This is a genomic window from Cellulomonas sp. ICMP 17802 (assembly GCF_041295535.1).
Classification (GTDB): Bacteria; Actinomycetota; Actinomycetes; order Actinomycetales; family Cellulomonadaceae; genus Cellulomonas.
This window is the reverse complement of record NZ_JBGFQZ010000037.1, coordinates 1-23,353: the sequence shown is the minus strand read 5'-3', so window position 1 is coordinate 23,353 and position 23,353 is coordinate 1. Positions and strand designations below refer to the sequence as shown.

Genomic DNA, 23,353 nt, shown 5'->3' with positions numbered 1-23,353 from the left:
TGCCACGGGCGATGCACGAAGATGGGGAGCGTGACACAGCGCAGCGTCGTCCTCCTCGGGTCCACCGGCTCGATCGGCACCCAGGCCGTCGACGTCATCACCCGCAACCCCGACCGGTTCACCGTCACGGGCCTGAGCGCGGGCGGCAGGGACCTCGACCTGCTGGTCCGGCAGGCCCGCGACCTGGGGGTCTCGACGGTGGCCGTCGCGGATCCTCGGGCGGAGGGCCCGCTGCGCGAGGCGCTCGGCGGCGGCGTCGAGGTGCTCGTCGGCCCCCGCGCCTCGACCGAGCTGGCGGCGCGCGGCGCCGACGTGGTGCTCAACGGCGTGACGGGCTCGGTGGGCCTGGGTCCGACGCTCGCGGCGCTCGGGGCGGGCAGCACGCTGGCGCTGGCCAACAAGGAGTCGCTGGTCGTCGGTGGGCGGCTCGTGCACGCGGCGCGGCAGCGGCCCGATCAGATCGTGCCTGTGGACTCCGAGCACTCGGCCATCGCGCAGGCGCTCCGCGGCGGCACGCACGCCGAGGTCCGTCGGCTGGTCCTCACGGCGTCCGGCGGCCCGTTCCGCGGGTGGACCCACGACGACGTCAAGGCCGTGACCCCGCAGCAGGCGCTCGCGCACCCGACCTGGTCGATGGGCCCGGTGGTGACCATCAACTCCTCGACTCTGATGAACAAGGGCCTCGAGCTGATCGAGGCGCACCTGCTGTTCGACGTCCCGGTCGAGGACATCGCGGTCGTCGTGCACCCGCAGTCCGTCGTGCACTCGATGGTCGAGTTCGTCGACGGGTCGACCCTCGCGCAGGCGTCGCCGCCCGACATGCGGCTGCCCATCGCGCTCGGCCTGTCGTGGCCCGAGCGGGTGCCCGACGTCGCGCCGTCGTGCGACTGGACGCGGGCGACGGCGTGGACGTTCGAGCCGCTGGACGAGGAGGTCTTCGGGGCGGTCCGGCTGGCGCGCGAGGCGGTCGCCGCGTCGGCGACGCACCCCGCGGTCTACAACGCGGCCAACGAGGAGTGCGTCGAGGCGTTCCTGACGGGCCGGATCGGCTTCCTCGACATCGTGAGCACCGTGGAGCGCGTGCTCGGTGAGCACGAGGGCACCGCTCCGGACGCGCTGACGCACGACGCCGTGCTGGCCGCCGAGGTCTGGGCCCGCGCCCGCGCGCAGGAGGTGCTCGCCCGGGTCTAGTGACCCAGGACGTGGCTCAGCAGACCGCTCACCCGGCTCGACCGGCCGGTCCGGTTCTCTGTGCGGTCCGCCCACACGCTCGCGCGCCGGGTGGCCGTGATGCCGGCCCAGCGCAGGGGCTCGGGCTCCCACGCGGGGGACACGTGGTCCACCCACGGCAGCCGCACGAGAGGGCTGTCCGCGCCCGTGACCAGGTCCGCCAGCGTGCGGCCTGCCAGGTTGGTCAGCGCCACGCCGTCGCCCACGTACCCGCCCGCCCAGCCGATCCCCGTCTCGGGGTCGAGCCCCACGGACGGCTGCCAGTCGCGGTGCACGCCCAGCGGGCCGCCCCAGTGGTGGGTGATCTCGGCGCGCTCCAGCACGGGGAAGAGGTCGACCAGCTCGCGCTCCAGGTGCGCCGCGGTCGACCCCACCCGGTCGTACGCGGGCAGGATCGACGAGCCCAGGTGGTACGGCGCTCCGCGGCCCCCGAACGCCAGCCGGTCGTCGGTGGTCCGCTGGCCGTAGACGATCAGGTGCCGCGCGTCGGTGAACGTCTGCGCGCGGGCCAGCCCGATCTCGGCCCAGACCTCGGGCGGCAACGGCTCGGTGGCGATCATGTGCGAGTACACGGGGGCCACGTCGCGGCGCGAGCCGGGCAGGTGCGCGCTCCAGGCCTCGGTGGCGCGGACCACCCACCGCGCGCGCACGATCCCGTGGTCGGTCACCACCGCGCGGGGCGACAGGCGCAGCGCCCGGGTGCCCTCGACCACGCGGGCGCCGCGGGCGAGCACCACGTCGAGCAGCCCGCGGACCAGCCGGGCCGGCTGGATGCGGGCGCAGTCGGGCGTGTACGACCCACCCACGACACCCGCGGCGCGGACGTGCTCCGCGACCCCGGGCGCGTCGAGCAGGTGGGACTCGTCGCCCCAGCGCGCGTCCGTCGCCACGTCCAGCGCGACGCGCTCGAGCTGCGGGGCGTTGCGCGCGAGCGTCACCGTGCCCCCGAACGCGAAGCCGCAGTCGATCTGCTCGGCGGCCGCCACGCCGCCCACCTCGACCACGGTGTCGCGCATCGCGGCGCGCATCGCCGCGGCGGCGTCGTGCCCGTGCGTGCGGGCCAGCTGGTCGCCCGACACGGGCAGCAGAGCCGAGCACCAGCCGCCGTTGCGGCCGCTCGCGCCGAACCCCGCGACCTCGGCCTCGACCACCAGCACGTCGAGCGACGGGTCGGCCTCGAGCAGGTAGTACGCGGTCCACAGGCCGGTCAGCCCGGCGCCGACGACGACCACGTCCGCCTGCGCGTCCCCGTCGAGCGGGTCGAGCGGGACGCGGTCCGGCAGCTGGTCGAACCAGAGGGACGCGGGCCGGGCAGGGGTCACAGGCGCGCCCACGCCTCGGTCAGCACGCCGCGCAGGATGCCCGCGATCTCGTCGAACTCGGCCTGCCCGCACGTGAGCGGCGGCGCGAGCTGGATGACGGGGTCGCCGCGGTCGTCGGCGCGGCAGTACAGCCCGGCGTCGTAGAGCGCTCCGGACAGGAAGCCGCGCAGCAGGCGCTCGCTCTCGTCGTCGTCGAACGTCTCGCGCGTGGCCTTGTCCTTGACCAGCTCGATCCCGTAGAAGAAGCCCTCGCCGCGCACGTCGCCGACGATCGGGAGGTCGAGCAGGCCCTCGAGCGTGCGCCGGAAGGCGGGCGCGGACTCCTTGACGTGAGCGTTGAGGCCCTCGCGCTCGAACAGGTCGAGGTTGGCGTTGGCCACCGCGGCGGACACGGGGTGGCCGCCGAACGTGTAGCCGTGCGCGAAGGACGCGGAGCCGGTCCGGAACGGCTCGTAGATCCGGTCCGAGGCGATGAGCGCGCCGATGGGGGAGTACCCGGACGTCATGCCCTTGGCGCAGGTGATCATGTCCGGCACGTAGCCGAAGTCGTCGCACGCGAACATCGACCCGATGCGGCCGAACGCGCAGATGACCTCGTCGGAGACCAGGAGCACGTCGTACTGGTCGCAGATCTCGCGCACGCGCTCGAAGTAGCCGGGGGGCGGCGGGAAGCAGCCGCCCGCGTTCTGCACGGGCTCGAGGAACACGGCCGCGACGGAGTCGGGACCCTCCATCTCGATGGCCTCGCCGATGCGGTCCGCGGCCCACCGGCCGAACGCCTTGGGGTCGTCGCGCAGGTGCTCGGGCGCGCGGTACTCGTTGGTGTTGGGCACCTTGTGGGCGCCCGGCACCAGCGGCTCGAACGGGACCTTGAGCGTGGGCAGCCCGGTGATCGACAGCGCGCCGTGCGTGGTGCCGTGGTACGCGATCGAGCGCGAGATCACCTTGTACTTGTTGGGCTTGCCGGTGAGCTTGAAGTAGTTCTTCGCCAGCTTCCAGGCGGTCTCGACGGCCTCGCCGCCGCCCGTGGTGAAGAAGACGTGGTTCAGGTCGCCGGGGGCGTAGGCGGCCAGGCGCTCCGCGAGGTCGATGGCCTGCGGGTGCGCGTACGACCAGAGCGGGAAGAACGCGAGCTGCTCCGCCTGGGCACGGGCCGCCTCGGCCAGCTCGGTCCGGCCGTGCCCGGCCTGCACGACGAACAGGCCCGAGAGGCCGTCGATGTACTTGCGGCCCTGGTCGTCCCAGATGTGGTGCCCCTCGCCGCGCACGATCGTCGGGACGCCGTGGTCCCAGGCGCTCTGCCGCGTGAAGTGGCCCCAGAGGTGCGCCTGGGCGGCCTCGGAACGGTCGGTGCCACGGGGTGTGGTGCTCATCTGGTCCCCCAGTTGTAGAGCTGCTTGCGCAGCCGCAGGTAGACGAACGTCTCGGTGGTCCGCACGCCGGGCAGCGTGCGGATCTTCTGGTTGAGGACCTCGAGCAGGTGGTCGTCGTCCTCGCACACCACCTCGCACAGCAGGTCGAAGCCGCCGGCGGTGACCACGACGTAGTCGACCTCGGGCAGCGCAGCCAGGGCGTCCGCCACCAGGGACAGGTCGCCCTCGCACTTCAGGCCGATCATCGCCTGCCGCGTGAACCCGACCTGCAGGGGGTCGGTGACCGCGACGATCTGCATCACGCCCGAGTCGGTCAGGCGCTGCACGCGCTGGCGGACGGCGGCCTCGGAGAGCCCGATCGCCTTCCCGATGGCCGCGTACGGGCGCCGCCCGTCCTCCTGGAGCTGTTCGACGATGGCCTTGGAGACGTCGTCGAGTGCCGGGTGCCCCGGTGCTGGTCTGCGTGTGCCCACCCGCCCGATGGTGGTCGGCAACGCGTCGCAATGCAAGGAATCCGTCGTGACAGGCCGTGTGAACTTCTGATTTCGGCGTTGAGCACCCTCCGATCAGCCGAATGCCGCCTCCTGGCCTCCCGCAAGCGGCCCGACCGGCGTAGCGTGCCGCCCACCGACTGTGAGGAGATCCCCGTGAGCCAGGCCACCGACCAGATGCTCGAGCTGCGGAACGTGATCGGCGGCGAGCAGCGCGCCGCTGCGGACGGCCGCACGACCGCGGTCATCGACCCGTCGACCGGTCTGGAGTACGCCCGGGCACCCCTGTCCGGCGCCGCGGACGTCGACGCCGCCTACGGCGCGGCCTCGGCGGCGTTCACGACGTGGGGCCGCACGACGCCGGCCGAGCGCCAGCTGGCCCTGCTCCGGCTGGCCGACGCCGTCGAGGCGCGCGCCGAGGAGTTCGTGGCCGTCGAGTCCCGCAACACGGGCAAGCCGCTGCACCTGACCGCCACGGACGAGGTGCCGCCGTGCGTCGACCAGCTGCGGTTCTTCGCCGGGGCCGCGCGCGTGCTCGACGGGCTCAGCGCGGGGGAGTACATGGCGGGGCACACGTCCTGGGTGCGACGCGAGCCGGTCGGCGTGGTCGGCCAGGTCACGCCGTGGAACTACCCGCTCATGATGGCGATCTGGAAGATCGCGCCGGCGCTCGCGGCCGGGAACACGATCGTGCTCAAGCCGTCCGACACGACGCCGGCCTCGACGCTCCTGCTGGGGCAGGTCGCGGCCGAGGTGCTGCCCCCGGGCGTGCTCAACGTCATCTGCGGCGACCGCGACACGGGTCGGGCGCTCGTCTCCCACCAGCGCCCGGACATGGTCGCCATCACCGGCTCGGTGCGCGCCGGCTCGCAGGTCGCCGAGGCCGCCGCGGCCAACGTCAAGCGCGTGCACCTCGAGCTCGGCGGCAAGGCGCCCGTGATCGTCTTCGCCGACGCGGACCTCGCCGCGGCCGCGGAGGGCATCGCCGGCGCCGGCTACTACAACGCCGGTCAGGACTGCACGGCCGCCACGCGGGTGCTGGTGCACGCCTCGGTCCACGCCGACTTCGTCGCGGCGCTCGCCGAGGCGGCCAAGGGCCAGCGCACCGGCAAGCCCGACGACCCGGACGTGGCCTTCGGGCCGGTGAACAACGCCGTCCAGCTGGACCGGGTGACCGGCTTCCTCGACCGCCTGCCCGACCACGCGTCCATCGTCGCGGGCGGCCACCGCGTGGGCGACGCCGGCTACTTCGTCGAGGCGACCGTGGTCGACGGCCTGCGCCAGGACGACGAGGCGGTGCAGGACGAGATCTTCGGGCCGGTCATCACCGTGCAGACGTTCACCGACGAGGACGAGGCGATCACGCTGGCCAACGGCGTGCGCTACGGGCTGTCGAGCTCGGTGTGGACGCAGAACCACGGCCGGGCGCTGCGCGTGTCGCGGGCGCTCGACTTCGGCGTGGTCTGGATCAACACCCACATCCCGTTCGTCGCCGAGATGCCGCACGGCGGCTTCAAGCACTCCGGGTACGGCAAGGACCTGTCCATGTACGGCTTCGAGGACTACACGCGGATCAAGCACGTGATGTCGGCATTCGACGCTTAAGTCGACGGATACAGGCCCCGCATGTTCCATCCGTGCAACATTTTCGTTGCGGACGGGTGCTTGCGCGACGGATTCCTTGCTGGACGGCTGTCTGTTTGCGAAGATCCAGCGACCCGCCGTGCTCGGCGGCACCCTCCGGCACCCTAGGAGCCTGATGAGCAACCTCCGCCGCCCCGCCCCCGCCGACCCGCGCGTCCGCGCGCTCGTCGCGCAGGCGCAACGGGCACAGCTGTCGCGGCGCTCGTTCCTGATCGGCGCCCTCGGCACGGCCGGCGCCGGCGCCCTGCTCGCGGCGTGCGGCACGGGATCGCCGTCCGCCACCGCGCAGACCGCCAAGGACGTGTCGGGCGATGACAAGATCGTCCGCTGGGCCAACTGGACCCAGTACCTCGACCAGGACGACGACGGCACCTCGTACCCGTCGCTGGTCGCGTTCGAGAAGCAGTCGGGCCTCAAGGTCACGTACGCCGAGGACATCGACGACAACGACGCGTTCTACGGCAAGGTGTCGGGCCAGCTGAAGAACGGCCAGGACATCGGCTACGACATCGTCACGCTCACCGACTGGATGGCCGCGCGGATGATCCGCCTGGGCTACACCCAGGAGCTGGACAAGGCCCGGATCCCCAACGCCGCCAACATCCTGCCCAACCTGGCGAACGTCGACTTCGACCCGGGCCGCACGCACTCCCTGACCTGGCAGTCCGGGTTCGCGGGCCTGGCCTGGGACAAGGAGAAGGTGCCGAACGGGCTGCACACGCTGAGCGACCTCTGGGCGCCCGAGCTGGCCGGCCGCGTGGAGGTGCTCTCGGAGATGCGCGACACGATGGGCCTGATCATGCTCGACCAGGGCATCGACCCCGCGGGCGACTGGAGCGACAACGACTTCTACGGCGCGCTCGACATCCTCAAGGAGAAGATCGAGTCCGGGCACATCCGGCAGGTGCGGGGCAACGCCTACACGCAGGACCTGGCGTCGGGCGACGCGATCGCGGTCATCGGGTGGTCGGGCGACATCACGTCGCTCAACTACGAGGCGGACGACAAGTTCGAGTTCGCCATCCCCGACGCGGGCGGCACGCTCTGGAGCGACAACCTCATGGTGCCGGTGGGCTCGCCCCACCTGTCCAACGCCGAGGACCTCATGAACTACTACTACGACCCGGCGGTCGCGGCGCAGGTGGCGGCGTGGGTCAACTACATCACCCCGGTCGAGGGCGCCAAGGAGGAGATGGAGAAGATCGACCCGGACCTCGCGGAGAACCCGTACATCTTCCCGACCGACGAGATCCTGGCGAAGGTCAGCGTGTTCCGCACGCTGACGCCCGACGAGGAGGAGCGCTACAACGGCGAGTTCCTCACCGTGATCGGCGCATGACGAGCACGGCGAGCCTCCCCGTGGCGGACGCCACGGGACCCGGGGGTGCCGCGCTCGAGATCGAGGGCGTGACCAAGGCGTTCGGCCCGTTCGTCGCGGTGGACGACCTCACGCTCACCGTGCCGTCGGGGTCGTTCTTCGCCCTGCTCGGGCCGTCCGGCTGCGGCAAGACGACCACGCTGCGGATGGTGGCCGGCCTCGAGCAGCCGACCGCCGGCACGCTCTCGATCGGCGGCCGCGACGTGACCGGCACCCGGGCGCACCAGCGGCCGGTCAACACCGTGTTCCAGAGCTACGCGCTGTTCCCGCACCTCACCGTCGGGGAGAACGTCGCGTTCGGCCTGAAGCGGTCGCGCGCGAGCGACGTCGCGCGGCGCGTGGCCGAGGGGCTCGACCTGGTCGAGCTGGGTCACCTCGCGGACCGCAAGCCCGCGCAGCTCTCGGGCGGTCAGCAGCAGCGGGTCGCCCTGGCGCGCGCGCTGGTGAACCGGCCCGCGCTGCTGCTGCTGGACGAGCCGCTCGGTGCGCTCGACCTCAAGCTCCGGCGCCAGATGCAGCTCGAGCTCAAGCGCATCCAGACGGAGGTCGGCCTCACGTTCGTGCACGTCACGCACGACCAGGAGGAGGCCATGACGATGGCCGACACGGTCGCCGTGATGAACCGCGGCCGGATCGAGCAGATGGGCTCGCCGGCGGACCTGTACGAGCTGCCGCGCACGGCCTTCGTGGCCAACTTCCTCGGGCAGTCCAACCTCGTGTCGGGCACCGTGACCGAGCGCCTGGCGAAGCGCGGCCTGCTCGGGGTGGACGTCCGGGGCACGCGCGTGCTCGTCCCGGAGGCGCGCGCCGTGCGGACCGAGGGTGCGGTGCTCGTCGGCGCCCGCCCGGAGAAGATGCGGCTGCTCGTGGGCGACCAGGAGCCCGCCGCCGCGGAGAACGTGCTGGGGCCCGGGGTCGTCACCGACGTGTCGTTCATGGGCGTCAGCACGCAGTACCAGGTCGAGGTGGCCGGGCTGGGCACCTTCGGCGTCTTCGCGCAGAACCTGCTGGGCGGCGCCACGGTCGCGGTGGGGTCGGCCGTGCAGCTGGCCTGGCCGGTCGACTTCACGTTCGGGCTGGACGGCGCGCAGGCGCGCGACGAGGGCACGGTCGACCTGGACGACGAGCCGTGAGCATCGCGGCCGCCCTGGGGGACAGCGTCGCGAGCGGGCCGGACGCCCCGCCGCCCCGCCGCACCGCGCAGCGGGCCCACCTCGTCCTGCTGGGACCGGGCCTGCTCTACCTGATCCTCTTCTTCGTGGTGCCGGTCGGCGCGCTGCTGGCGACGTCCCTGTATGTGCCCGTGCCCGGCGGCGACGTCGGCCAGTACCAGCCGGCGTTCCACTGGCAGAACTACGTCGACGCGATCGCGCAGTTCTGGCCGACGATCGTCCGCTCGTTCTGGTTCGCGCTGCTGGCCACCGGCGCCGCGCTGGCGATCGGCTATCCCATGGCGTACGCCATCGCGGTCCGGGCCCGCGGGCGCAAGCTGCTGCAGGGCCTGCTGCTCGTGCTCGTCGTCGCCCCGTTCTTCACCAGCTTCATCCTGCGGACGATCGCGTGGAAGCAGATCCTGGCCGACGACGCCCTGGTGGTCACGGCCCTGCACTGGCTGCACCTGCTGCCGGCGGACGCGCGCCTGACGGCGACCCCGTTCGCCGTCGTCTGCGGCCTGACCTACAACTTCCTGCCGTTCATGGTGCTGCCGATCTTCGCCGCCCTCGAGCGGCTGGACTCGCGGCTGCTCGAGGCGGGCGCGGACCTGTACGCGTCGCCCACCACCACGTTCCGCACGGTCACGTGGCCGCTGTCGATGCCGGGCGTCGTGGCCGGCACGCTGCTGACCTTCATCCCCGCGGCGGGCGACTACGTCAACGCCTCGCTGCTCGGCAACAACACGAACACGACGATGGTCGGCCAGGTCATCGACGCCCGGTTCTTCAAGGTGCTCGACTACCCGACGGCGGCCTCGCTGTCCGTGGTGCTCATGGTGGCGATCCTGCTGCTGGTGGGCGCGTACATCCGCCGGGCCGGGACGGAGGACCTGCTGTGACGGCCGTCCTCGAGCCCGTCTCGACCACCGCGCGGAGCGCGCAGGCCCCGGCGGCGCGCCGCCCGCGCCGGCGGCTCGGCGACCTGATCATCCCGGTGTTCGCCGCGCTCGCGTTCGTCTACCTGCTCGTGCCGGTGGCGTACACCGTCGCGTTCTCGTTCAACGACGCCGCCAAGACCAACCTCGTCTGGCGCGGGTTCACGCTGGACAACTGGCAGAACCCCTGCGGCGCGCCGCAGGTGTGCGAGGCGTTCGCCAACTCGCTCCAGGTCGGGCTCGTCTCGACCCTGGTGGCGACGGCCCTGGGCACGCTCATGGCGATCGCGCTGGTGCGGTTCCGGTTCCGCGGGCGCGCGCTGACCAACCTGCTGATCTTCCTGCCGATGTCGACGCCCGAGGTGGTGCTCGGCGCCGCGCTGCTCGCGCAGTTCCTGTCGGTGCGCCTGCCGCTCGGGTTCGGCACCGTGGTCACGGCGCACGTGATGTTCTGCATCAGCTTCGTGGTCGTCACCGTGAAGGCGCGGGTGTCCAGCCTGGACCCCGCGCTCGAGGAGGCCGCGGCGGACCTGTACGCGTCGCCGTGGCAGGCGTTCTGGCGCGTGACGTTCCCGCTCCTGATCCCGGGCATCGCGGCGGCGGCGCTGCTGGCGTTCAGCCTGAGCTTCGACGACTTCATCGTCACCAACTTCACGTCGGGCTCGTACACGACCTTCCCCAAGTTCGTGTACGTGAGCGCGACCCGCGGGATCCCGCCGCAGGCCAACGTGATCAGCTCGTTCATGTTCGTCCTGGCCCTGGTGATCGTCGTCCTGGTCCAGGTGCTCGGCTACGCGCGGAGCAAGCGGCTCCGCGCACGGTGAACGACAGGTCGGAGGCGGGGCTCGTGCGGATCCTGGTGGTCGGCAGTGGTGGGGTGGGCGACGCGGTCGCCCGGATCGCGGCACGCCGGCGGTTCTTCGACACGCTCGTGGTGGCCGACGTCGACCTCGGGCGGTCGCAGCGCACGGTCGAGGCGGCGAGCACGCACGACGTGGTGGGCGGACGGTTCGTCGCCGCGGTGGTCGACGCGTCCAGCGCGGCCGCGGTCGAGGCGCTCGTCCGCGAGCACGGGGCGACGCACGTGCTCAACGCGGTCGACCCGCGGTTCGTGCTGCCGATCTTCGAGGGCGTGCGCGCGGCGGGTGCCCACTACCTCGACATGGCGATGTCCCTGTCGCACGCGCACCCGGAGCGCCCGTACGAGCTGCCGGGCGTGAAGCTGGGGGACGAGCAGTTCGCGCAGGCCTCGGCGTGGGAGGCCGACGGGCAGCTCGCGCTGGTCGGCATCGGGGTCGAGCCCGGGCTGTCCGACGTGTTCGCGCGGTACGCCGCGGACCACCTGTTCTCGGCGATCGACGAGCTGGGTGTCCGCGACGGCGCCAACCTGGAGGTGCGCGGCGACGACGGGGAGCCGATCTTCGCGCCCTCGTTCTCCATCTGGACCACGATCGAGGAGTGCCTCAACCCGCCGGTGATCTGGTCGGCCGACCGGGCCGAGGCGGGCGCGGGGCTGGAGGACGGCTGGTTCACCGTCGCGCCCTTCCACGAGCCCGAGGTGTTCCGGTTCCCGGACCCGATCGGCGACGTCGAGTGCGTGCACGTGGAGCACGAGGAGGTGCTCCTCATGCCCCGCTGGGTGGACGCCCGCAAGGTGACGTTCAAGTACGGCCTCGGCGAGGAGTTCATCGGCGTCCTGCAGACGCTGCACCGGCTCGGGCTGGACCGGACCGAGCCCGTGACTGTCCGGGGGGTGCCCGTGAGCCCGCGCGACGTCGTCGCGGCCGCGCTGCCCGACCCCGCGACCATCGGCCCCCGCATGACCGGGTCGACGTGCGCGGGCCTGCTGGTCACCGGCACGGGCAAGGACGGCGCGCCCCGCGAGGTCTACCTGCACCACCTCGTCGACAACGCATGGTCGATGGCCGAGTACGGCGCGCAGTGCGTCGTCTGGCAGACCGCCGTGAACCCCGTGGTCGCGCTCGAGCTCCTGGCCGCGGGCACGTGGAGCGGCACGGGCGTGCTGGGGCCGGAGGCGTTCGACGCCGTCCCGTTCCTCGAGCTCCTGGCCGCGCCGACGCCCGAGGGCTACGGCTCGCCGTGGGGCCTCGAGGAGCGCACGCCCTTCGCCTAGAGGGCGCGGAGCGCGTCCTCCAGGACGGTGAGCGCCTCGTCCAGCAGGTCGAGGCCGATGACCAGCGGCGGCAGCAGCCGCAGGACGTTGCCCCAGGTGCCGCAGGTGAGCACGAGCACGCCCTGCGCCGCGCAGGCGGCGGCGACCTTCTGCGCCGCGGCCTTGTCGGGCTCGAGCGTGCCGGGCACCACGAGCTCGACGGCCAGCATCGCGCCGCGCCCGCGCACGTCGGCGAGCGCGGGCACGTCCTGCTGGAGCGCCCGGAGCCGGGGGACCACCGCGGCCTCGATCGCCCGGGCGGCCCCGGCCAGGTCGTCGCGCTCGTAGATCTCCAGCGACGCCAGCGCGGCCGCGCACGCGATCGGGTTGCCGCCGAACGTGCCGCCGAGCCCGCCCGCGTGCACGGCGTCCAGCAGCTCGGCGCGGCCGGTGACGGCGCCCAGGGGGAGGCCGCCGGCGATGCCCTTGGCCAGCGCGACCAGGTCCGGCACGACCCCCTCGTCCTCGCAGGCGAACATCGTCCCGGTGCGCGCGAACCCGGTCTGCACCTCGTCGGCGACGAAGACGATGCCCTTCTCGGCCGCCCACGCGGCGAGGGTCGGCAGGAACCCGGGCGCGGGCACCACGAAGCCGCCCTCGCCCAGGATCGGCTCGACCACCAGCGCGGCCACCTGGTCGGCGCCCACCTGCCGCTCGGCGACGTCGATCGCGCGCCGCGCCGCCTGCTCGCCGGTCATCCCCTCGGGATCGCGCAGCGGGTAGGACGCCGGCACCCGGTACACCTCGCCGGCGAAGGGGCCGAACCCGGTCTTGTACGGCATGGCCCGTGCGGTCATGGCCATCGTCAGGTTGGTGCGCCCGTGGTACGCGTGGTCGAGCACCAGCACGGCCTCGCGCCCGGTGGCGCGGCGGGCGATCTTCACGGCGTTCTCGACGGCCTCGGCGCCGGAGTTCACCAGCACCGACCGCTTCTCGTGGTCGCCCGGGGTCACGCGGGCCAGGCCCTCGCACACCGCGACGTACTCCTCGTAGGGGCTGATCATGAAGCACGTGTGCGTGAAGTCCGCCGCCTGGGCGGCCACCGCCGCGGCGACCTCGGGCGCGCTGGCGCCCACCGAGGTCACGGCGATGCCCGAGCCCAGGTCCACCAGCACGTTGCCGTCGACGTCCTCGATCACTGCACCGGCCGCGCGCGCCACGTAGACGGGCAGCGTCGACGACACGCCGGCCGCGACGGCCGCGCGACGGCGGGCCCCGAGGGCGACCGAGCGCGGCCCCGGGATCGCCGTGCGCAGGACGCGGCGCTGCTCGAGGGGAGAGGTGGGGGCGGAAACGGTGGTCATGAGGGGACGCTAATGCGGATCTCGTGGTTCCGAAAGCATCCGCGCGACGGAATCCGACGAACGGTCCGGGACGGACGCGACGCGCCGATCGGGTGACCTGGGCACGCTGTCAGGAGGTTCTCAGCGAGCCGGGGGAAGATGGGGTCGCGCGGGTCGACCGAGACCCCGCTCTCGCGCGTGGGTGCGGGCTGGTGACGGAGGGGTCGATGGAGTACCTGGGCGCTGTACTGATCGTGCTGGTGGTGCTGCTGCTGTCCATCGGGCTGCACGAGGTGGGGCACATGGTGCCCGCCAAGCGGTTCGGCGTGCGCGTGAGCCACTACATGGTCGGCTTCGGTCCCACGCTCTGGTCGCGCACCAAGGGAGAGACCGAGTACGGCCTCAAGGCGATCCCGCTCGGCGGCTACGTGCGGCTGGTGGGCATGTACCCGCCCGACGCCGCGGTGGGCAACCCCCCGGCGCGCACCTGGCTCGGCCGGCTCGCGCGCGACGCCCGGCAGGCCAGCGCCGAGGAGATCCGGCCCGGCGAGGACGCCCGCGCCTTCTACCACCTCTCGACGCCCAAGAAGCTGGTCGTCATGCTCGGCGGCCCGGTGATGAACCTGCTCATCGCGTTCGTGCTCATGGGGATCGTGCTGGTCGGCTTCGGGATGCCCACCCTGACGCCGCACGTCTCGGGCGTCTCGCAGTGCGTCATCCCCGCGGACGCGCCCGCGTCGCGGGAGTGCACCGCGTCCGACGTCGTCGCCCCGGCCGCCGCCGCGGGCATCCAGCCGGGCGACACGGTCGTGTCCTACGACGGCACCGAGATCACCTCGTGGGAGCAGCTCTCGACGCTGATCCGCGCGTCGAGCGCCGAGCCGGTGCCGGTCGTCGTGGAGCGCGACGGGGCCACCCTCGACCTCACGGTCACCCCGGTCGTCGCCGACCGGCCCGTCTACGACGAGGCCGGCGAGCCCGTCCTCGACGACGCCGGCAAGCCGACCACGACGTCGGTCGGCTTCCTCGGCGTCTCCCCGTCGCAGGAGATGGTCCGCCAGCCGGTGCTCTCGGTGCCCGGGGTCGTGGCGAGCACGACGTGGCAGACCATGACGGTCGTCGCGACGCTCCCGGCGCGCGTGGGCGACCTGGTCCGGTCCGAGGTGAACAACACGCCGCGCGACCAGAACAGCATCGTCGGGATCGTCGGCATCGGGCGCTTCGCCGGCGAGATCGCGTCGACCGACGGCCTCGACTGGCAGATCAAGGCGGCCTCGCTGCTGCAGATGCTCGCCGCCCTGAACATCGCGCTGTTCGTCTTCAACCTCATCCCGCTGCCGCCGCTCGACGGCGGGCACGTCGCCGCTGCCCTGTGGGAGGGTGCCCGGCGCCAGGTCGCCCGCCTGCGGGGCCTGCCGCGGCCCGGGCCGTTCGACTCCGCCAAGCTGGTCCCGCTCGCGTACTCGGTGTTCCTGGTGCTGGGTGCCGTGGGCGTGCTGCTGGTCTACGCCGACATCGTCAACCCGGTGCAGATCTGATCGGTGGGGGCCCTGGGGTGATCTCGTGCACACCGGCCCCTGCGGGCGGGCGCGCGTGCTGCCGGGTGCGATGATGGCGAGGTGAGCATCCCGATCAGCCTCGGCATGCCGGAGGCACCCCCCCTGGTACTGGCCCCGCGCCGCAAGACCCGCAAGATCAAGGTCGGCAAGATCGAGGTCGGCGGCGACGCACCGGTCAGCGTGCAGTCGATGTGCACCACGCAGACCACCGACATCAACTCGACGCTGCAGCAGATCGCGGAGCTGACGGCGGCCGGCTGCGACATCGTGCGCGTGGCCGTGCCCACCCAGGACGACGCCGACGCGCTGCCCGCGATCGCGCACAAGTCGCAGATCCCGGTGATCGCGGACATCCACTTCCAGCCCAAGTACGTGTTCGCCGCGATCGACGCCGGCTGCGCCGCGGTCCGCGTGAACCCGGGCAACATCCGCAAGTTCGACGACCAGGTGAAGGAGATCGCCAAGGCCGCGACCGACGCCGGCACGTCGATCCGCATCGGCGTCAACGCCGGCTCCCTGGACCCGCGGCTGCTGGCGAAGTACGGCAAGGCCACGCCCGAGGCGCTCGTCGAGTCGGCCGTCTGGGAGGCGTCGCTATTCGAGGAGCACGGCTTCCGCGACTTCAAGATCTCGGTGAAGCACAACGACCCCGTGATCATGGTCCGCGCCTACGAGCTGCTCTCCGAGCGGGGCGACTGGCCGCTGCACCTCGGCGTGACCGAGGCCGGCCCCGCCTTCCAGGGCACGATCAAGTCCGCCACCGCGTTCGGCGCGCTGCTGAGCAAGGGCATCGGCGACACCATCCGCGTGTCCCTGTCCGCGCCGCCGGTCGAGGAGGTCAAGGTCGGCATCCAGATCCTGCAGTCGCTCAACCTGCGTCCGCGCAAGCTCGAGATCGTCTCCTGCCCCTCCTGCGGTCGCGCCCAGGTCGACGTGTACTCGCTCGCCGAGCGCGTCACCGCCGGGCTCGAGGGCATGGAGGTCCCGCTGCGCGTGGCCGTCATGGGCTGCGTCGTCAACGGGCCCGGAGAGGCCCGCGAGGCCGACCTCGGCGTCGCGTCCGGCAACGGCAAGGGCCAGATCTTCGTCAAGGGCCAGGTCATCAAGACCGTCCCCGAGGCGCTCATCGTGGAGACCCTGATCGAGGAGGCCATGCGCCTCGCCGAGAGCATGGACCCGGTCGAGGCCGGCGACGGCTCCCCGGTGGTCACCGTCGGCTGACCCCCGACGCGGCGGCAGTCACTCGAACGACGTGTCGGGACCGCGGGTGAACTGTGCCCCGGTGGTGCAGGATCTACCCATGGTGCAAGACGCCGCTGCGCTGCTCGACGGCCGGGCCGGAGGCCGCGTGCTCGGAGACGTCGATCTCGCGAGCGCGCTGGCGGTCTGCGCGCGGGACGCCGTGGGTTCCGTCCTGGCGACCGCGCGGCTCGAGCAGGCCGTCGGGTCGTCCCTGCGGGCGGCCGGCGGCGCGCTCTGGGGGTACGAGGAGGACCACGAGCTGCTCGGCATCTGCTTCGCCGGCGCCAACATGGTCCCCGTCATCCCCGTCGACGACCCGCGCGTCGTCAGCCGCGCGCTCGACGCGTTCGCCGGGCTGGCCCGCGGCCAGGGCCGGCGGTGCTCGTCGATCGTCGGGCCCGCCGATGCCGTGCTCGGCCTGTGGGGGCGGCTGCGGTACTTCTGGCCGGCGGCCCGTGAGGTCCGCGACGACCAGCCGTCGATGGTCATCGAGCACGCGCCGCTGGTCCCCGCCGACCCGCGGGTCCGCCGGTCGCGGCCCGAGGAGTTCGACGTCGTGCTGCCCGCGTGCGTCCGCATGTTCACCGAGGAGGTCGGGTACTCGCCGGTGAGCGGTCCCGGCGGACCGTACGAGACGCGGGTGCACGGCCTGATCGCCCAGGGCCGGTCGTTCGTCCGGATCGACCCGACCGGCCCGGCGCCGCAGGACTGGCGGCGCGACCGCCGGCCGCCCGGCGACGTCGTGTTCAAGGCCGAGCTCGGTGCCGTGGCCGGGGGAGTGGCGCAGGTCCAGGGTGTCTGGGTGGCGCCGGACCGCCGCGGCGAACGGCTCTCGGAGAGCGGGATGGCCGCGGTCGTGCAGATCGCGCGCGGCGAGGTGGCACCGCTGGTGTCGCTCTACGTGAACAACTACAACGCCCGCGCGCTGGCGTCCTACCGCGCGGTGGGCTTCCGGCAGGTCGGCACGTACGCGACCGTGCTGTTCTGACGCAGGGAAGCGTCAGCGCCGGCCTCGTGGCGCCTCAGCGGAGCAGCCGCGACATCCGCCGGTCCGCCAGGGGCTTGCCGCCCGTCTGGCACGTCGGGCAGTACTGCAGCGACGAGTCGGCGAACGACACCTCGTGCACCGTGTCCCCGCACGGCACGTCGTTCCACCCCGGGCACGGCTGCCCGGTGCGGCCGTGCACCTTCATCCCGCGCCGCTTGGAGTCCTTGAGCTCGGCGGCGGGCTTGCCCGAGGCCGACTCGACGGCGCCGGCGAGGACCTCGCGGATCGCCTCCCACAGGGTCCGGGTGCGCGCGGCGTCGAACGACCGCGTCATCGCGAACGGGCTCATCCGGGCGGTGTGCAGGATCTCGTCCGAGTAGGCGTTGCCGATGCCCGCGATGGTGCCCTGGTCCCGCAGGAGGCCCTTGACCTGCTGGTTGCGCGCCGCGAGCAGCTCGGCCAGGCGGTCCTCGGTGAACTCGTCGGACAGCGGCTCGACGCCGAGCGTGGCGATCTGCGGCACGTCGGACGGGTCCTCGACCACGTGGACCGCGAGCCGCTTGCGGGTGCCCGCCTCGGTGAGGTCGAACCCGGAGCCGTCGTCGAGCCGCACGCGCAGGGCGAGGGGGGACTTGCCGGGCCGCACGGGGTTGGTGGACAGCTGCTCCGACCAGCGCACCCAGCCGGCGCGCGAGAGGTGCCACACCAGGTGCAGGGGCTCGCCGGTGGGTGTCGCGACCATGACGTCGAGCCACTTGCCGTGGCGCTGCGCGTCCACCACGGTGCCGCCCACGAGGGCGTCGGGCGCGGGACGGAAGGTCTTCAGCGCGCTGATCGCGCCGACCGACACCTCGGTCACGGCGTGACCCACCATGCGCCCGCGCAGGAACTGCGCGAGCGCCTCGACCTCGGGCAGCTCCGGCACGAGCACCATCCAACCCCACGGATTCCCGTACGGCCCATGGATCGCGGGCAACTAGGCTCCGTCCATGCTCATCCGCCTCTCCCAGCTCTTCTTCCGCACCCTGCGCGAGGACCCGGTCGACGCCGAGGTCGCCAGCCACCGGCTGCTCGTGCGCGCCGGCTACATCCGCCGCGCCGCCCCCGGCATCTACACCTGGCTGCCGCTCGGCCTGCGGGTGCTGGCGAAGGTCGAGCAGGTGGTCCGCGAGGAGATGGCCGCGGCCGGCGCGCAGGAGGTGCACTTCCCGGCGCTGCTGCCCAAGGAGCCGTACGAGGCGACGGGCCGCTGGACCGAGTACGGGCCGAACATCTTCCGGCTCAAGGACCGCAAGGGCGGCGACTACCTGCTCGCGCCGACGCACGAGGAGATGTTCACGCTCCTGGTCAAGGACCTGTACTCGTCGTACAAGGACCTGCCGCTGGCGCTGTACCAGATCCAGACCAAGTACCGCGACGAGGCCCGCCCGCGCGCCGGCCTCATCCGCGGCCGCGAGTTCATCATGAAGGACGCCTACTCGTTCGACATCGACGACGCCGGCCTGGAGGCGTCCTACCAGGCCCAGCGCGACGCCTACCAGCGGATCTTCGACCGCCTCGGGCTCGAGTACGTCATCGTCGCGGCGACGTCGGGCGCCATGGGCGGCTCGCGCTCCGAGGAGTTCCTCACGCCGACGGCGATCGGGGAGGACACATTCGTGCGCTCGCCCGGCGGGTACGCGGCGAACGTCGAGGCGGTCACCACGGTCGTGCCCGACGCCGTGCCGTACGACGACGCCCCGGCGGCCCACGTCGAGGACACGCCGGACACCCCGACCATCGACACCCTGGTGGCGGTCGCCAACGAGCGCTTCGCGCGCCCGGACCGGGCGTGGGCGGCGGCGGACACGCTGAAGAACGTGGTGCTCGCCCTGGTGCACCCGAACGGCGAGCGCGAGCTGCTCGTCGTCGGGCTGCCGGGCGACCGCGAGGTCGACCTCAAGCGCCTCGAGGCGTCCGTCTCGCCTGCCGAGGTGGAGGCCGCCGGCGACGCCGACTTCGCGGCCCACCCCGAGCTGGTCCGCGGCTACCTCGGCCCGGGCGTCCTGGGCCCGAACGTGCCCGTGGCCGAGGGCGCCGAGCGGACGGCCGTCCGGTACCTGCTCGACCCGCGCGTGGTCGCCGGGACGCGCTGGATCACCGGCGCCAACGAGCCCGGCAAGCACGTCTTCGACCTGGTGGCGGGCCGCGACTTCACCGCCGACGGCACCGTCGAGGCCGCCGAGGTCCGCGCGGGCGACCCGGCCCCCGACGGCTCGGGCCCGCTCGAGCTGGCGCGCGGCATCGAGATCGGCCACATCTTCGCGCTCGGTCGCAAGTACGCGCAGGCGCTCGGCCTGACGGTGCTGGACCAGAACGGCAAGGCGCAGGTGGTGACCATGGGCTCGTACGGCATCGGCGTGACCCGCGTCCTCGCCGCGCTCGCGGAGGCCAACAACGACGAGCGCGGGCTGGCCTGGCCGGCGCACGTCGCCCCCGCGCACGTGCACGTGGTGGCCACCGGGAAGGAGCAGGCCGTCTTCGAGGCGGCCGACGCGCTCGCGACGGAGCTCTCGTCGCGCGGCGTCGAGGTGCTCTACGACGACCGCGCGGGCAAGGTCTCGCCCGGCGTGAAGTTCGCCGACGCCGAGCTGCTCGGGGTCCCGCTGGTGGTCGTCGTCGGCCGCGGTCTCGCCGAGGGCGTCGTCGAGGTCCGCCCGCGCGTCGGCGGCACCACCGAGCAGGTCCCCGTGGCCGAGGCCGCGGACCGCGTGGCCGCGCTGGTCACCGGGCTCCTCACCGCGTAGCAGCCACGCGACGTCCGAGGAGGTGGCCGCCCCGGCGACCACCTCCTCGGACCTCCGGCAGGGAAACCCCGTAGCGTCCGAGCATTCGGTCGCCAGGGCGCTCACGTCCGCGGACGTCCGGCAAGGAGATCAGTAGCGACCGGATCCTCGGACGTCGTCGTGCGGGGTCCGGGTCAGCCCGTGGGCTGCTGCGCGCGCTCCGGGAGCCCCGGGAACGGGACCGGGGTGGCGCCCCAGCCGGCCGCGGCGTCGGTCGCGTCCCGCAGGCCGTCGAGCAGGGGCGCCCGGCTGCCGGGCGCGGCCTGCGCGACCGCGGTGGCATAGGCGTCGGCCACCGCGGTCTCGAGCGTGCGCGCCAGCGTCGTGGCCACCGCGGGGTCGTCCAGGCCGGCGGGCAGCGTGTAGGACGCGCGGCGGGGGTCCTGGGCGGAGCCGTCGATGCCCGCGGCCTGGGCCCACTCCTCGCTGCGGGAGCGGTGGGCGGCGGCGGCCGCGGCGGCCGTGGAGCGCTGGTCGCCCGACAGCTTCGCGGCGACCACCTCGAACCCGTAGCCGGCTTGGTCGTGGACCAGGGCCAGCGCGCCGAGCTCGTCGGCGGTGAGCCCGTCGACGAGCGCCGTCCCGCTCGGGGTCGGTGCGGGGCTCGCGGTCGCGGTCGCGGTCGCGTCCGGTACGGGTGGCACCTCGGTGCCGGTCGCGTGCGCGAGCCGGGTCGCCAGCTCGGCGCGGGACGTGGCGACCGACGCGACGAGCCGGGCGAGCGGTCCGTCGGTCAGGGCGTCGGCGTCGGCGCGCGCCGTCGCCGCGGCCGTCGCCAGCTGCGCGAGCACCTCGCCCACGGTGGCCGTCGCCGGGGGAGGCGCGGTGGTGGGGGAGCCCGTCGGCGTGGGCAGCCCCGAGACGTAGACGCCGCCCAGCTGGTCGGCGTGCTGGCCGGAGAACGACGTCACGTCGGCGAGCACGGGCGCGACCGGGTCGACGGCGCCGTCGGGCAGCTGGGCGGCGGCCGTGGCGGCCTCGGCGAGCGCGAGCGAGTCGGCCACGGTGCGGGCCCTGACCTGCTCGATCGCGTCCGGGCTGGGCTCGACGGGGGCGGGCGTCTCCGCGCGCAGCCCGCACGCCGCGAGCGTGAGAACCGTCACGGCGGCGGCCAGCGCGCGGACGATCCCGCGCCTCGGGCGCCCGCGATCCCGCGGGCCGGGAGGGTTCTGATCCGCGCTCATCGCCGGTGATCCTGCCATGCCCCGGGGCCGCGGCCGTCGGGCACGCCCGGACTCGTTACTCTGGACCCACAACATCACAGGGTCGCACCGTCGCTCGCCGACGACCCGCTGGACCGACAGGAGGCTGACATGGTCGCGCCAGCGCACGCAGAGCGGGTCCGGCACGTCGTGGAGCCCGCCGTCGTGGCCGGGGGTCTCGTCCTCGAGGACGTCACCGTGCGCAGGTCGGGAGCCCGCTCGGTGGTCGAGGTCGTGATCGACGTGACCGAGGACGACGAGGGCGAGCTCGACCTCGAGCGCGTGGCCGAGGCGACCCGTGCGGTCTCCGACGCGCTCGACGCGGCCGACGTCATCGTCGGCGAGTACACGCTCGACGTGATGAGCCCCGGGGTCTACCGCCCGCTGACCGAGCGGCGCCACTTCACGCGCGCCGTCGGGCGCATGGTCACCCTCACGCTGACGGACGGCGCCAAGCTCGCCGGCCGGCTCACCGACGTCGAGCGGGGCGGCCCCAGCGGCGACGCCGTGGTCGTCGTCCCGGTGACGCCGGGCCGCAAGGGCCGCAAGCCGACCGTGGGCGACCCCGTCCGGGTGCTCCTGGCCGACGTGCGCGAGGCGCACGTCGAGGTGGACCTGTCGGGCATCGGCCCTGTGGACGACGACGAGGCCGGGCGCGACGCCGCCGGCGAGGAGAGCTGAGATGGACATCGACATGACGGCGCTGCGGCTGCTCGAGCGCGAGCGGGAGATCAGCCTCGACGTGCTGGTCTCCGCGATCGAGCAGGCGCTGCTGTCCGCCTACCACCGGACCCCGGGCGCGCAGGCGAAGGCGCGGGTCGAGGTGGACCGCAAGACCGGCCACGTGACCGTCTGGGCGCGCGAGGCGGCGCCCCTGGGCGAGCCCGACCACGAGGGGATCATGCCGGCGCCGGGCCCGGACGGACCCGAGTACGACGACACCCCCGACGGGTTCGGCCGCATCGCCACCGCGACGGCCCGCCAGGTCATCGTGCAGCGGCTGCGGGACGCCGAGGACGACCAGGTGCTCGGCGCGTTCCGCGGCAAGGAGGGCGAGGTGCTCGGCGGCGTCATCCAGCAGGGCCGCGACCCCCGCACCGTGCTCATCGACGTGGGCGGCACCGAGGCCGTGCTGCCCGCGCACGAGCAGGTGCCGGGCGAGGAGTACGTGCACGGCGACCGCATCCGCGGCTACGTCCTCGAGGTGGCCCGGGGCCAGCGCGGCCCGCAGGTGACCCTGTCCCGGACGCACCCGAACCTCGTGCGCAAGCTGTTCGCGCTCGAGGTGCCCGAGGTGGCGGACGGCACCGTCGAGATCACGGCGATGGCGCGCGAGGCCGGCCACCGCACCAAGATGGCCGTCCGCGCGACCGTGCCCGGCGTCAACGCCAAGGGTGCCTGCATCGGCCCGATGGGCGGCCGGGTGCGCGCCGTGATGGCCGAGCTGCACGGCGAGAAGATCGACATCGTCGACCACGCGGACGACCCGGCCGAGATGATCGCGCACGCGCTGTCGCCCGCGCGCGTGCTGTCGGTCACGGTGGTCGACCCCGAGGCGCGCGCGGCCCGCGTGGTCGTGCCGGACTACCAGCTGTCGCTCGCGATCGGCAAGGAGGGCCAGAACGCCCGCCTCGCCGCGAAGCTCACGGGCTGGCGCATCGACATCCGCTCCGACGCCGAGGTCCCGGGCGAGCACGCGACGGCCTCGCAGGGTGCCCGCGAGGGTAGGGACGGCAGTGAGTGACCTCACGAGTGACGCCGTACGTGCCCCGGCGCGGTAGACTGACCGCGGCTGGGCCGGATGTCCGGCTCCTCCCGTCGAGCCGGCGGACCCCTCAGACACTCAACGATGTCTCAGGCATGGGTCCGGTGCGCACGTGCGTGGGGTGCCGAGCCACCGGCCCGAGGTCAGCCCTGCTGAGGGTGGTCGTCGACCGTGACGGCGCAGGAGATGCGCTTGTCGTGGACGCCGGTCGCCGGATGCCGGGCAGGGGGGCATGGCTGCACCCCGATCCTGGTTGTCTCGAGAAGGCCGAACGCCGGCGTGCGTTCGGGCGTGCCCTGCGAGTTGCGGGGCAGCCCGACACGAGCGCGGTCCACCGTCACCTCGAGCAGCAGGAGCAGGACGTCGTCGGGTAGTTCCCGGCGGCGAGGCCGATCGTCGATACGGAAAGCGGGTTGGAAGCCGATGGCTGCCCGATGAGCACGCACCGATGAGTACCCAGCGATGAGTACCCAGCACTAACGACGGTCCGACCCTGTCCGGGCGGACCGAGACAGGAGAGATGTGGCCAAGGTCCGCGTCTACGAGCTCGCCAAAGAGCTCGGGGTCGACAGCAAGACCATCATGACCAAGCTGAACGAGCTCGGTGAGTTCGTCCGCTCGGCGTCCTCGACGATCGAGCCGCCGGTCGTGCGCAAGCTTCGTGACACCTACCCCGTGGGTGGCGGCGCCTCCGCCGCGCCCGCACCCAAGGCACCGGCACGCCCGGCGCCTGCCCCCGCACCTGCACCCGCCGCACCGGTCGAGGCCCCCCGCCCCGCTCCCGTGGCC

The 23,353-nt window shown here is 73.2% G+C and carries 21 protein-coding genes; 15 read left to right on the top strand and 6 right to left on the bottom strand.

Annotated elements, in window-relative coordinates; translation table 11 throughout:
* The first annotated feature begins 21 nt into the window (after window positions 1-21).
* Entirely contained in the window at window positions 22-1,191 is a 1,170-nt protein-coding gene (dxr, locus tag AB5970_RS17615; protein ID WP_370505243.1) for a 1-deoxy-D-xylulose-5-phosphate reductoisomerase, read from the top strand.
* Here dxr and AB5970_RS17610 read toward each other — a convergent pair.
* Genes AB5970_RS17610 through AB5970_RS17600 form a run of 3 tightly spaced genes read right to left on the bottom strand, consistent with a single transcriptional unit; the run spans window position 1,188 to window position 4,398 of the window.
* Window positions 1,188-2,552, bottom strand: coding sequence for an NAD(P)/FAD-dependent oxidoreductase (locus tag AB5970_RS17610; RefSeq protein WP_370505242.1), 1,365 nt, complete (start codon window positions 2,550-2,552; stop codon window positions 1,188-1,190). The genes dxr and AB5970_RS17610 overlap by 4 nt on opposite strands.
* Window positions 2,549-3,925, bottom strand: a complete 1,377-nt coding sequence (locus tag AB5970_RS17605) for an aspartate aminotransferase family protein (protein WP_370505241.1) — start codon at window positions 3,923-3,925, stop codon at window positions 2,549-2,551. Before AB5970_RS17605 ends, AB5970_RS17610 begins: the two co-directional genes overlap by 4 nt.
* Entirely contained in the window at window positions 3,922-4,398 is a 477-nt protein-coding gene (locus AB5970_RS17600; RefSeq protein WP_370505240.1) for an Lrp/AsnC family transcriptional regulator, read from the bottom strand. The genes AB5970_RS17605 and AB5970_RS17600 overlap by 4 nt, the downstream gene beginning before the upstream one ends.
* A gap of 195 nt (window positions 4,399-4,593) precedes the next feature.
* On the opposite strand from AB5970_RS17600, the gene AB5970_RS17595 reads away from it, so the two are divergent.
* The 6 genes from AB5970_RS17595 to AB5970_RS17570 all read left to right on the top strand — a co-directional run bounded on the left by AB5970_RS17595 (window position 4,594) and on the right by AB5970_RS17570 (window position 11,661).
* Complete coding sequence (locus AB5970_RS17595) at window positions 4,594-6,021, top strand: gamma-aminobutyraldehyde dehydrogenase (protein ID WP_370505257.1); 1,428 nt, start codon at window positions 4,594-4,596, stop codon at window positions 6,019-6,021.
* A gap of 154 nt (window positions 6,022-6,175) precedes the next feature.
* Window positions 6,176-7,399 (top strand): ABC transporter substrate-binding protein, encoded by a 1,224-nt coding sequence (locus tag AB5970_RS17590; protein ID WP_370505239.1) that lies wholly within the window; start codon window positions 6,176-6,178, stop codon window positions 7,397-7,399.
* Complete coding sequence (locus AB5970_RS17585; protein WP_370505238.1) at window positions 7,396-8,571, top strand: ABC transporter ATP-binding protein; 1,176 nt, start codon at window positions 7,396-7,398, stop codon at window positions 8,569-8,571. The genes AB5970_RS17590 and AB5970_RS17585 overlap by 4 nt, the downstream gene beginning before the upstream one ends.
* The gene (locus AB5970_RS17580) at window positions 8,568-9,491 is read left to right on the top strand and encodes an ABC transporter permease (protein WP_370505237.1); all 924 of its coding nucleotides are present in this window, start codon (window positions 8,568-8,570) and stop codon (window positions 9,489-9,491) included. The genes AB5970_RS17585 and AB5970_RS17580 overlap by 4 nt, the downstream gene beginning before the upstream one ends.
* A gap of 83 nt (window positions 9,492-9,574) precedes the next feature.
* On the top strand, window positions 9,575-10,351 hold the full coding sequence (locus AB5970_RS17575; protein ID WP_370505256.1) for an ABC transporter permease: 777 nt from the start codon (window positions 9,575-9,577) through the stop codon (window positions 10,349-10,351).
* 23 nt (window positions 10,352-10,374) lie between these two features.
* Window positions 10,375-11,661, top strand: a complete 1,287-nt coding sequence (locus AB5970_RS17570; RefSeq protein ID WP_370505255.1) for a saccharopine dehydrogenase family protein — start codon at window positions 10,375-10,377, stop codon at window positions 11,659-11,661.
* On the opposite strand, the gene gabT is transcribed toward AB5970_RS17570, so the two are convergent.
* Entirely contained in the window at window positions 11,658-13,004 is a 1,347-nt protein-coding gene (gene gabT / locus AB5970_RS17565) for a 4-aminobutyrate--2-oxoglutarate transaminase (protein WP_370505236.1), read from the bottom strand. The two genes, AB5970_RS17570 and gabT, sit on opposite strands and share 4 nt — an antisense overlap.
* 206 nt (window positions 13,005-13,210) lie before the next feature.
* Between gabT and AB5970_RS17560 the strand changes: the two genes are divergently transcribed.
* From AB5970_RS17560 to AB5970_RS17550, 3 genes are all read left to right on the top strand, one after another.
* Window positions 13,211-14,521, top strand: a complete 1,311-nt coding sequence (locus AB5970_RS17560; protein WP_370505235.1) for a M50 family metallopeptidase — start codon at window positions 13,211-13,213, stop codon at window positions 14,519-14,521.
* Window positions 14,522-14,626: 105 nt separating this feature from the next.
* Window positions 14,627-15,763: a flavodoxin-dependent (E)-4-hydroxy-3-methylbut-2-enyl-diphosphate synthase gene (ispG, locus tag AB5970_RS17555; protein ID WP_370505254.1), complete on the top strand. Its 1,137-nt coding sequence runs from the start codon at window positions 14,627-14,629 to the stop codon at window positions 15,761-15,763.
* A gap of 79 nt (window positions 15,764-15,842) precedes the next feature.
* Entirely contained in the window at window positions 15,843-16,772 is a 930-nt protein-coding gene (locus AB5970_RS17550; protein WP_370505234.1) for a GNAT family N-acetyltransferase, read from the top strand.
* Between the two features lie 34 nt (window positions 16,773-16,806).
* On the opposite strand, the gene AB5970_RS17545 is transcribed toward AB5970_RS17550, so the two are convergent.
* On the bottom strand, window positions 16,807-17,697 hold the full coding sequence (locus tag AB5970_RS17545) for an Fpg/Nei family DNA glycosylase (RefSeq protein ID WP_370505253.1): 891 nt from the start codon (window positions 17,695-17,697) through the stop codon (window positions 16,807-16,809).
* A 64-nt stretch (window positions 17,698-17,761) separates the two neighbouring features.
* Between AB5970_RS17545 and AB5970_RS17540 the strand changes: the two genes are divergently transcribed.
* Window positions 17,762-19,558, top strand: a complete 1,797-nt coding sequence (locus tag AB5970_RS17540; RefSeq protein WP_370505233.1) for a proline--tRNA ligase — start codon at window positions 17,762-17,764, stop codon at window positions 19,556-19,558.
* Between the two features lie 173 nt (window positions 19,559-19,731).
* On the opposite strand, the gene AB5970_RS17535 is transcribed toward AB5970_RS17540, so the two are convergent.
* Window positions 19,732-20,781 carry a DUF4439 domain-containing protein gene (locus AB5970_RS17535; RefSeq protein ID WP_370505232.1) on the bottom strand — a complete coding sequence of 350 codons (1,050 nt, stop codon included), beginning with the start codon at window positions 20,779-20,781 and terminating at the stop codon, window positions 19,732-19,734.
* Between the two features lie 129 nt (window positions 20,782-20,910).
* On the opposite strand from AB5970_RS17535, the gene rimP reads away from it, so the two are divergent.
* From rimP to AB5970_RS17515, 4 genes are all read left to right on the top strand, one after another.
* On the top strand, window positions 20,911-21,480 hold the full coding sequence (gene rimP / locus AB5970_RS17530; protein ID WP_370505231.1) for a ribosome maturation factor RimP: 570 nt from the start codon (window positions 20,911-20,913) through the stop codon (window positions 21,478-21,480).
* A gap of 1 nt (window position 21,481) precedes the next feature.
* Window positions 21,482-22,543 (top strand): transcription termination factor NusA, encoded by a 1,062-nt coding sequence (nusA, locus tag AB5970_RS17525; protein WP_370505230.1) that lies wholly within the window; start codon window positions 21,482-21,484, stop codon window positions 22,541-22,543.
* 116 nt (window positions 22,544-22,659) lie between these two features.
* Window positions 22,660-22,938, top strand: coding sequence for a YlxR family protein (locus tag AB5970_RS17520; RefSeq protein WP_370505229.1), 279 nt, complete (start codon window positions 22,660-22,662; stop codon window positions 22,936-22,938).
* Between the two features lie 148 nt (window positions 22,939-23,086).
* Window positions 23,087-23,353, top strand: a 267-nt coding sequence (locus tag AB5970_RS17515) for a translation initiation factor IF-2 N-terminal domain-containing protein (RefSeq protein ID WP_370505228.1), incomplete at its 3' end; no start/stop codon positions are given.

What these genes read in the sequence shown, in the direction of transcription:
- gabT (WP_370505236.1), bottom strand. Translation starts at nt 13,004, where the DNA reads ATGACCACCGTTTCCGCCCCCACCTCTCCCCTCGAGCAGCGCCGCGTC.
- AB5970_RS17560 (WP_370505235.1), top strand. Translation starts at nt 13,211, where the DNA reads ATGGAGTACCTGGGCGCTGTACTGATCGTGCTGGTGGTGCTGCTGCTG.
- AB5970_RS17535 (WP_370505232.1), bottom strand. Translation starts at nt 20,781, where the DNA reads ATGAGCGCGGATCAGAACCCTCCCGGCCCGCGGGATCGCGGGCGCCCG.
- nusA (WP_370505230.1), top strand. Translation starts at nt 21,482, where the DNA reads ATGGACATCGACATGACGGCGCTGCGGCTGCTCGAGCGCGAGCGGGAG.
- rimP (WP_370505231.1), top strand. Translation starts at nt 20,911, where the DNA reads ATGGTCGCGCCAGCGCACGCAGAGCGGGTCCGGCACGTCGTGGAGCCC.
- AB5970_RS17520 (WP_370505229.1), top strand. Translation starts at nt 22,660, where the DNA reads ATGGGTCCGGTGCGCACGTGCGTGGGGTGCCGAGCCACCGGCCCGAGG.
- ispG (WP_370505254.1), top strand. Translation starts at nt 14,627, where the DNA reads ATGCCGGAGGCACCCCCCCTGGTACTGGCCCCGCGCCGCAAGACCCGC.
- AB5970_RS17550 (WP_370505234.1), top strand. Translation starts at nt 15,843, where the DNA reads ATGGTGCAAGACGCCGCTGCGCTGCTCGACGGCCGGGCCGGAGGCCGC.
- AB5970_RS17540 (WP_370505233.1), top strand. Translation starts at nt 17,762, where the DNA reads ATGCTCATCCGCCTCTCCCAGCTCTTCTTCCGCACCCTGCGCGAGGAC.
- AB5970_RS17585 (WP_370505238.1), top strand. Translation starts at nt 7,396, where the DNA reads ATGACGAGCACGGCGAGCCTCCCCGTGGCGGACGCCACGGGACCCGGG.
- AB5970_RS17590 (WP_370505239.1), top strand. Translation starts at nt 6,176, where the DNA reads ATGAGCAACCTCCGCCGCCCCGCCCCCGCCGACCCGCGCGTCCGCGCG.
- AB5970_RS17595 (WP_370505257.1), top strand. Translation starts at nt 4,594, where the DNA reads ATGCTCGAGCTGCGGAACGTGATCGGCGGCGAGCAGCGCGCCGCTGCG.
- dxr (WP_370505243.1), top strand. Translation starts at nt 22, where the DNA reads ATGGGGAGCGTGACACAGCGCAGCGTCGTCCTCCTCGGGTCCACCGGC.
- AB5970_RS17605 (WP_370505241.1), bottom strand. Translation starts at nt 3,925, where the DNA reads ATGAGCACCACACCCCGTGGCACCGACCGTTCCGAGGCCGCCCAGGCG.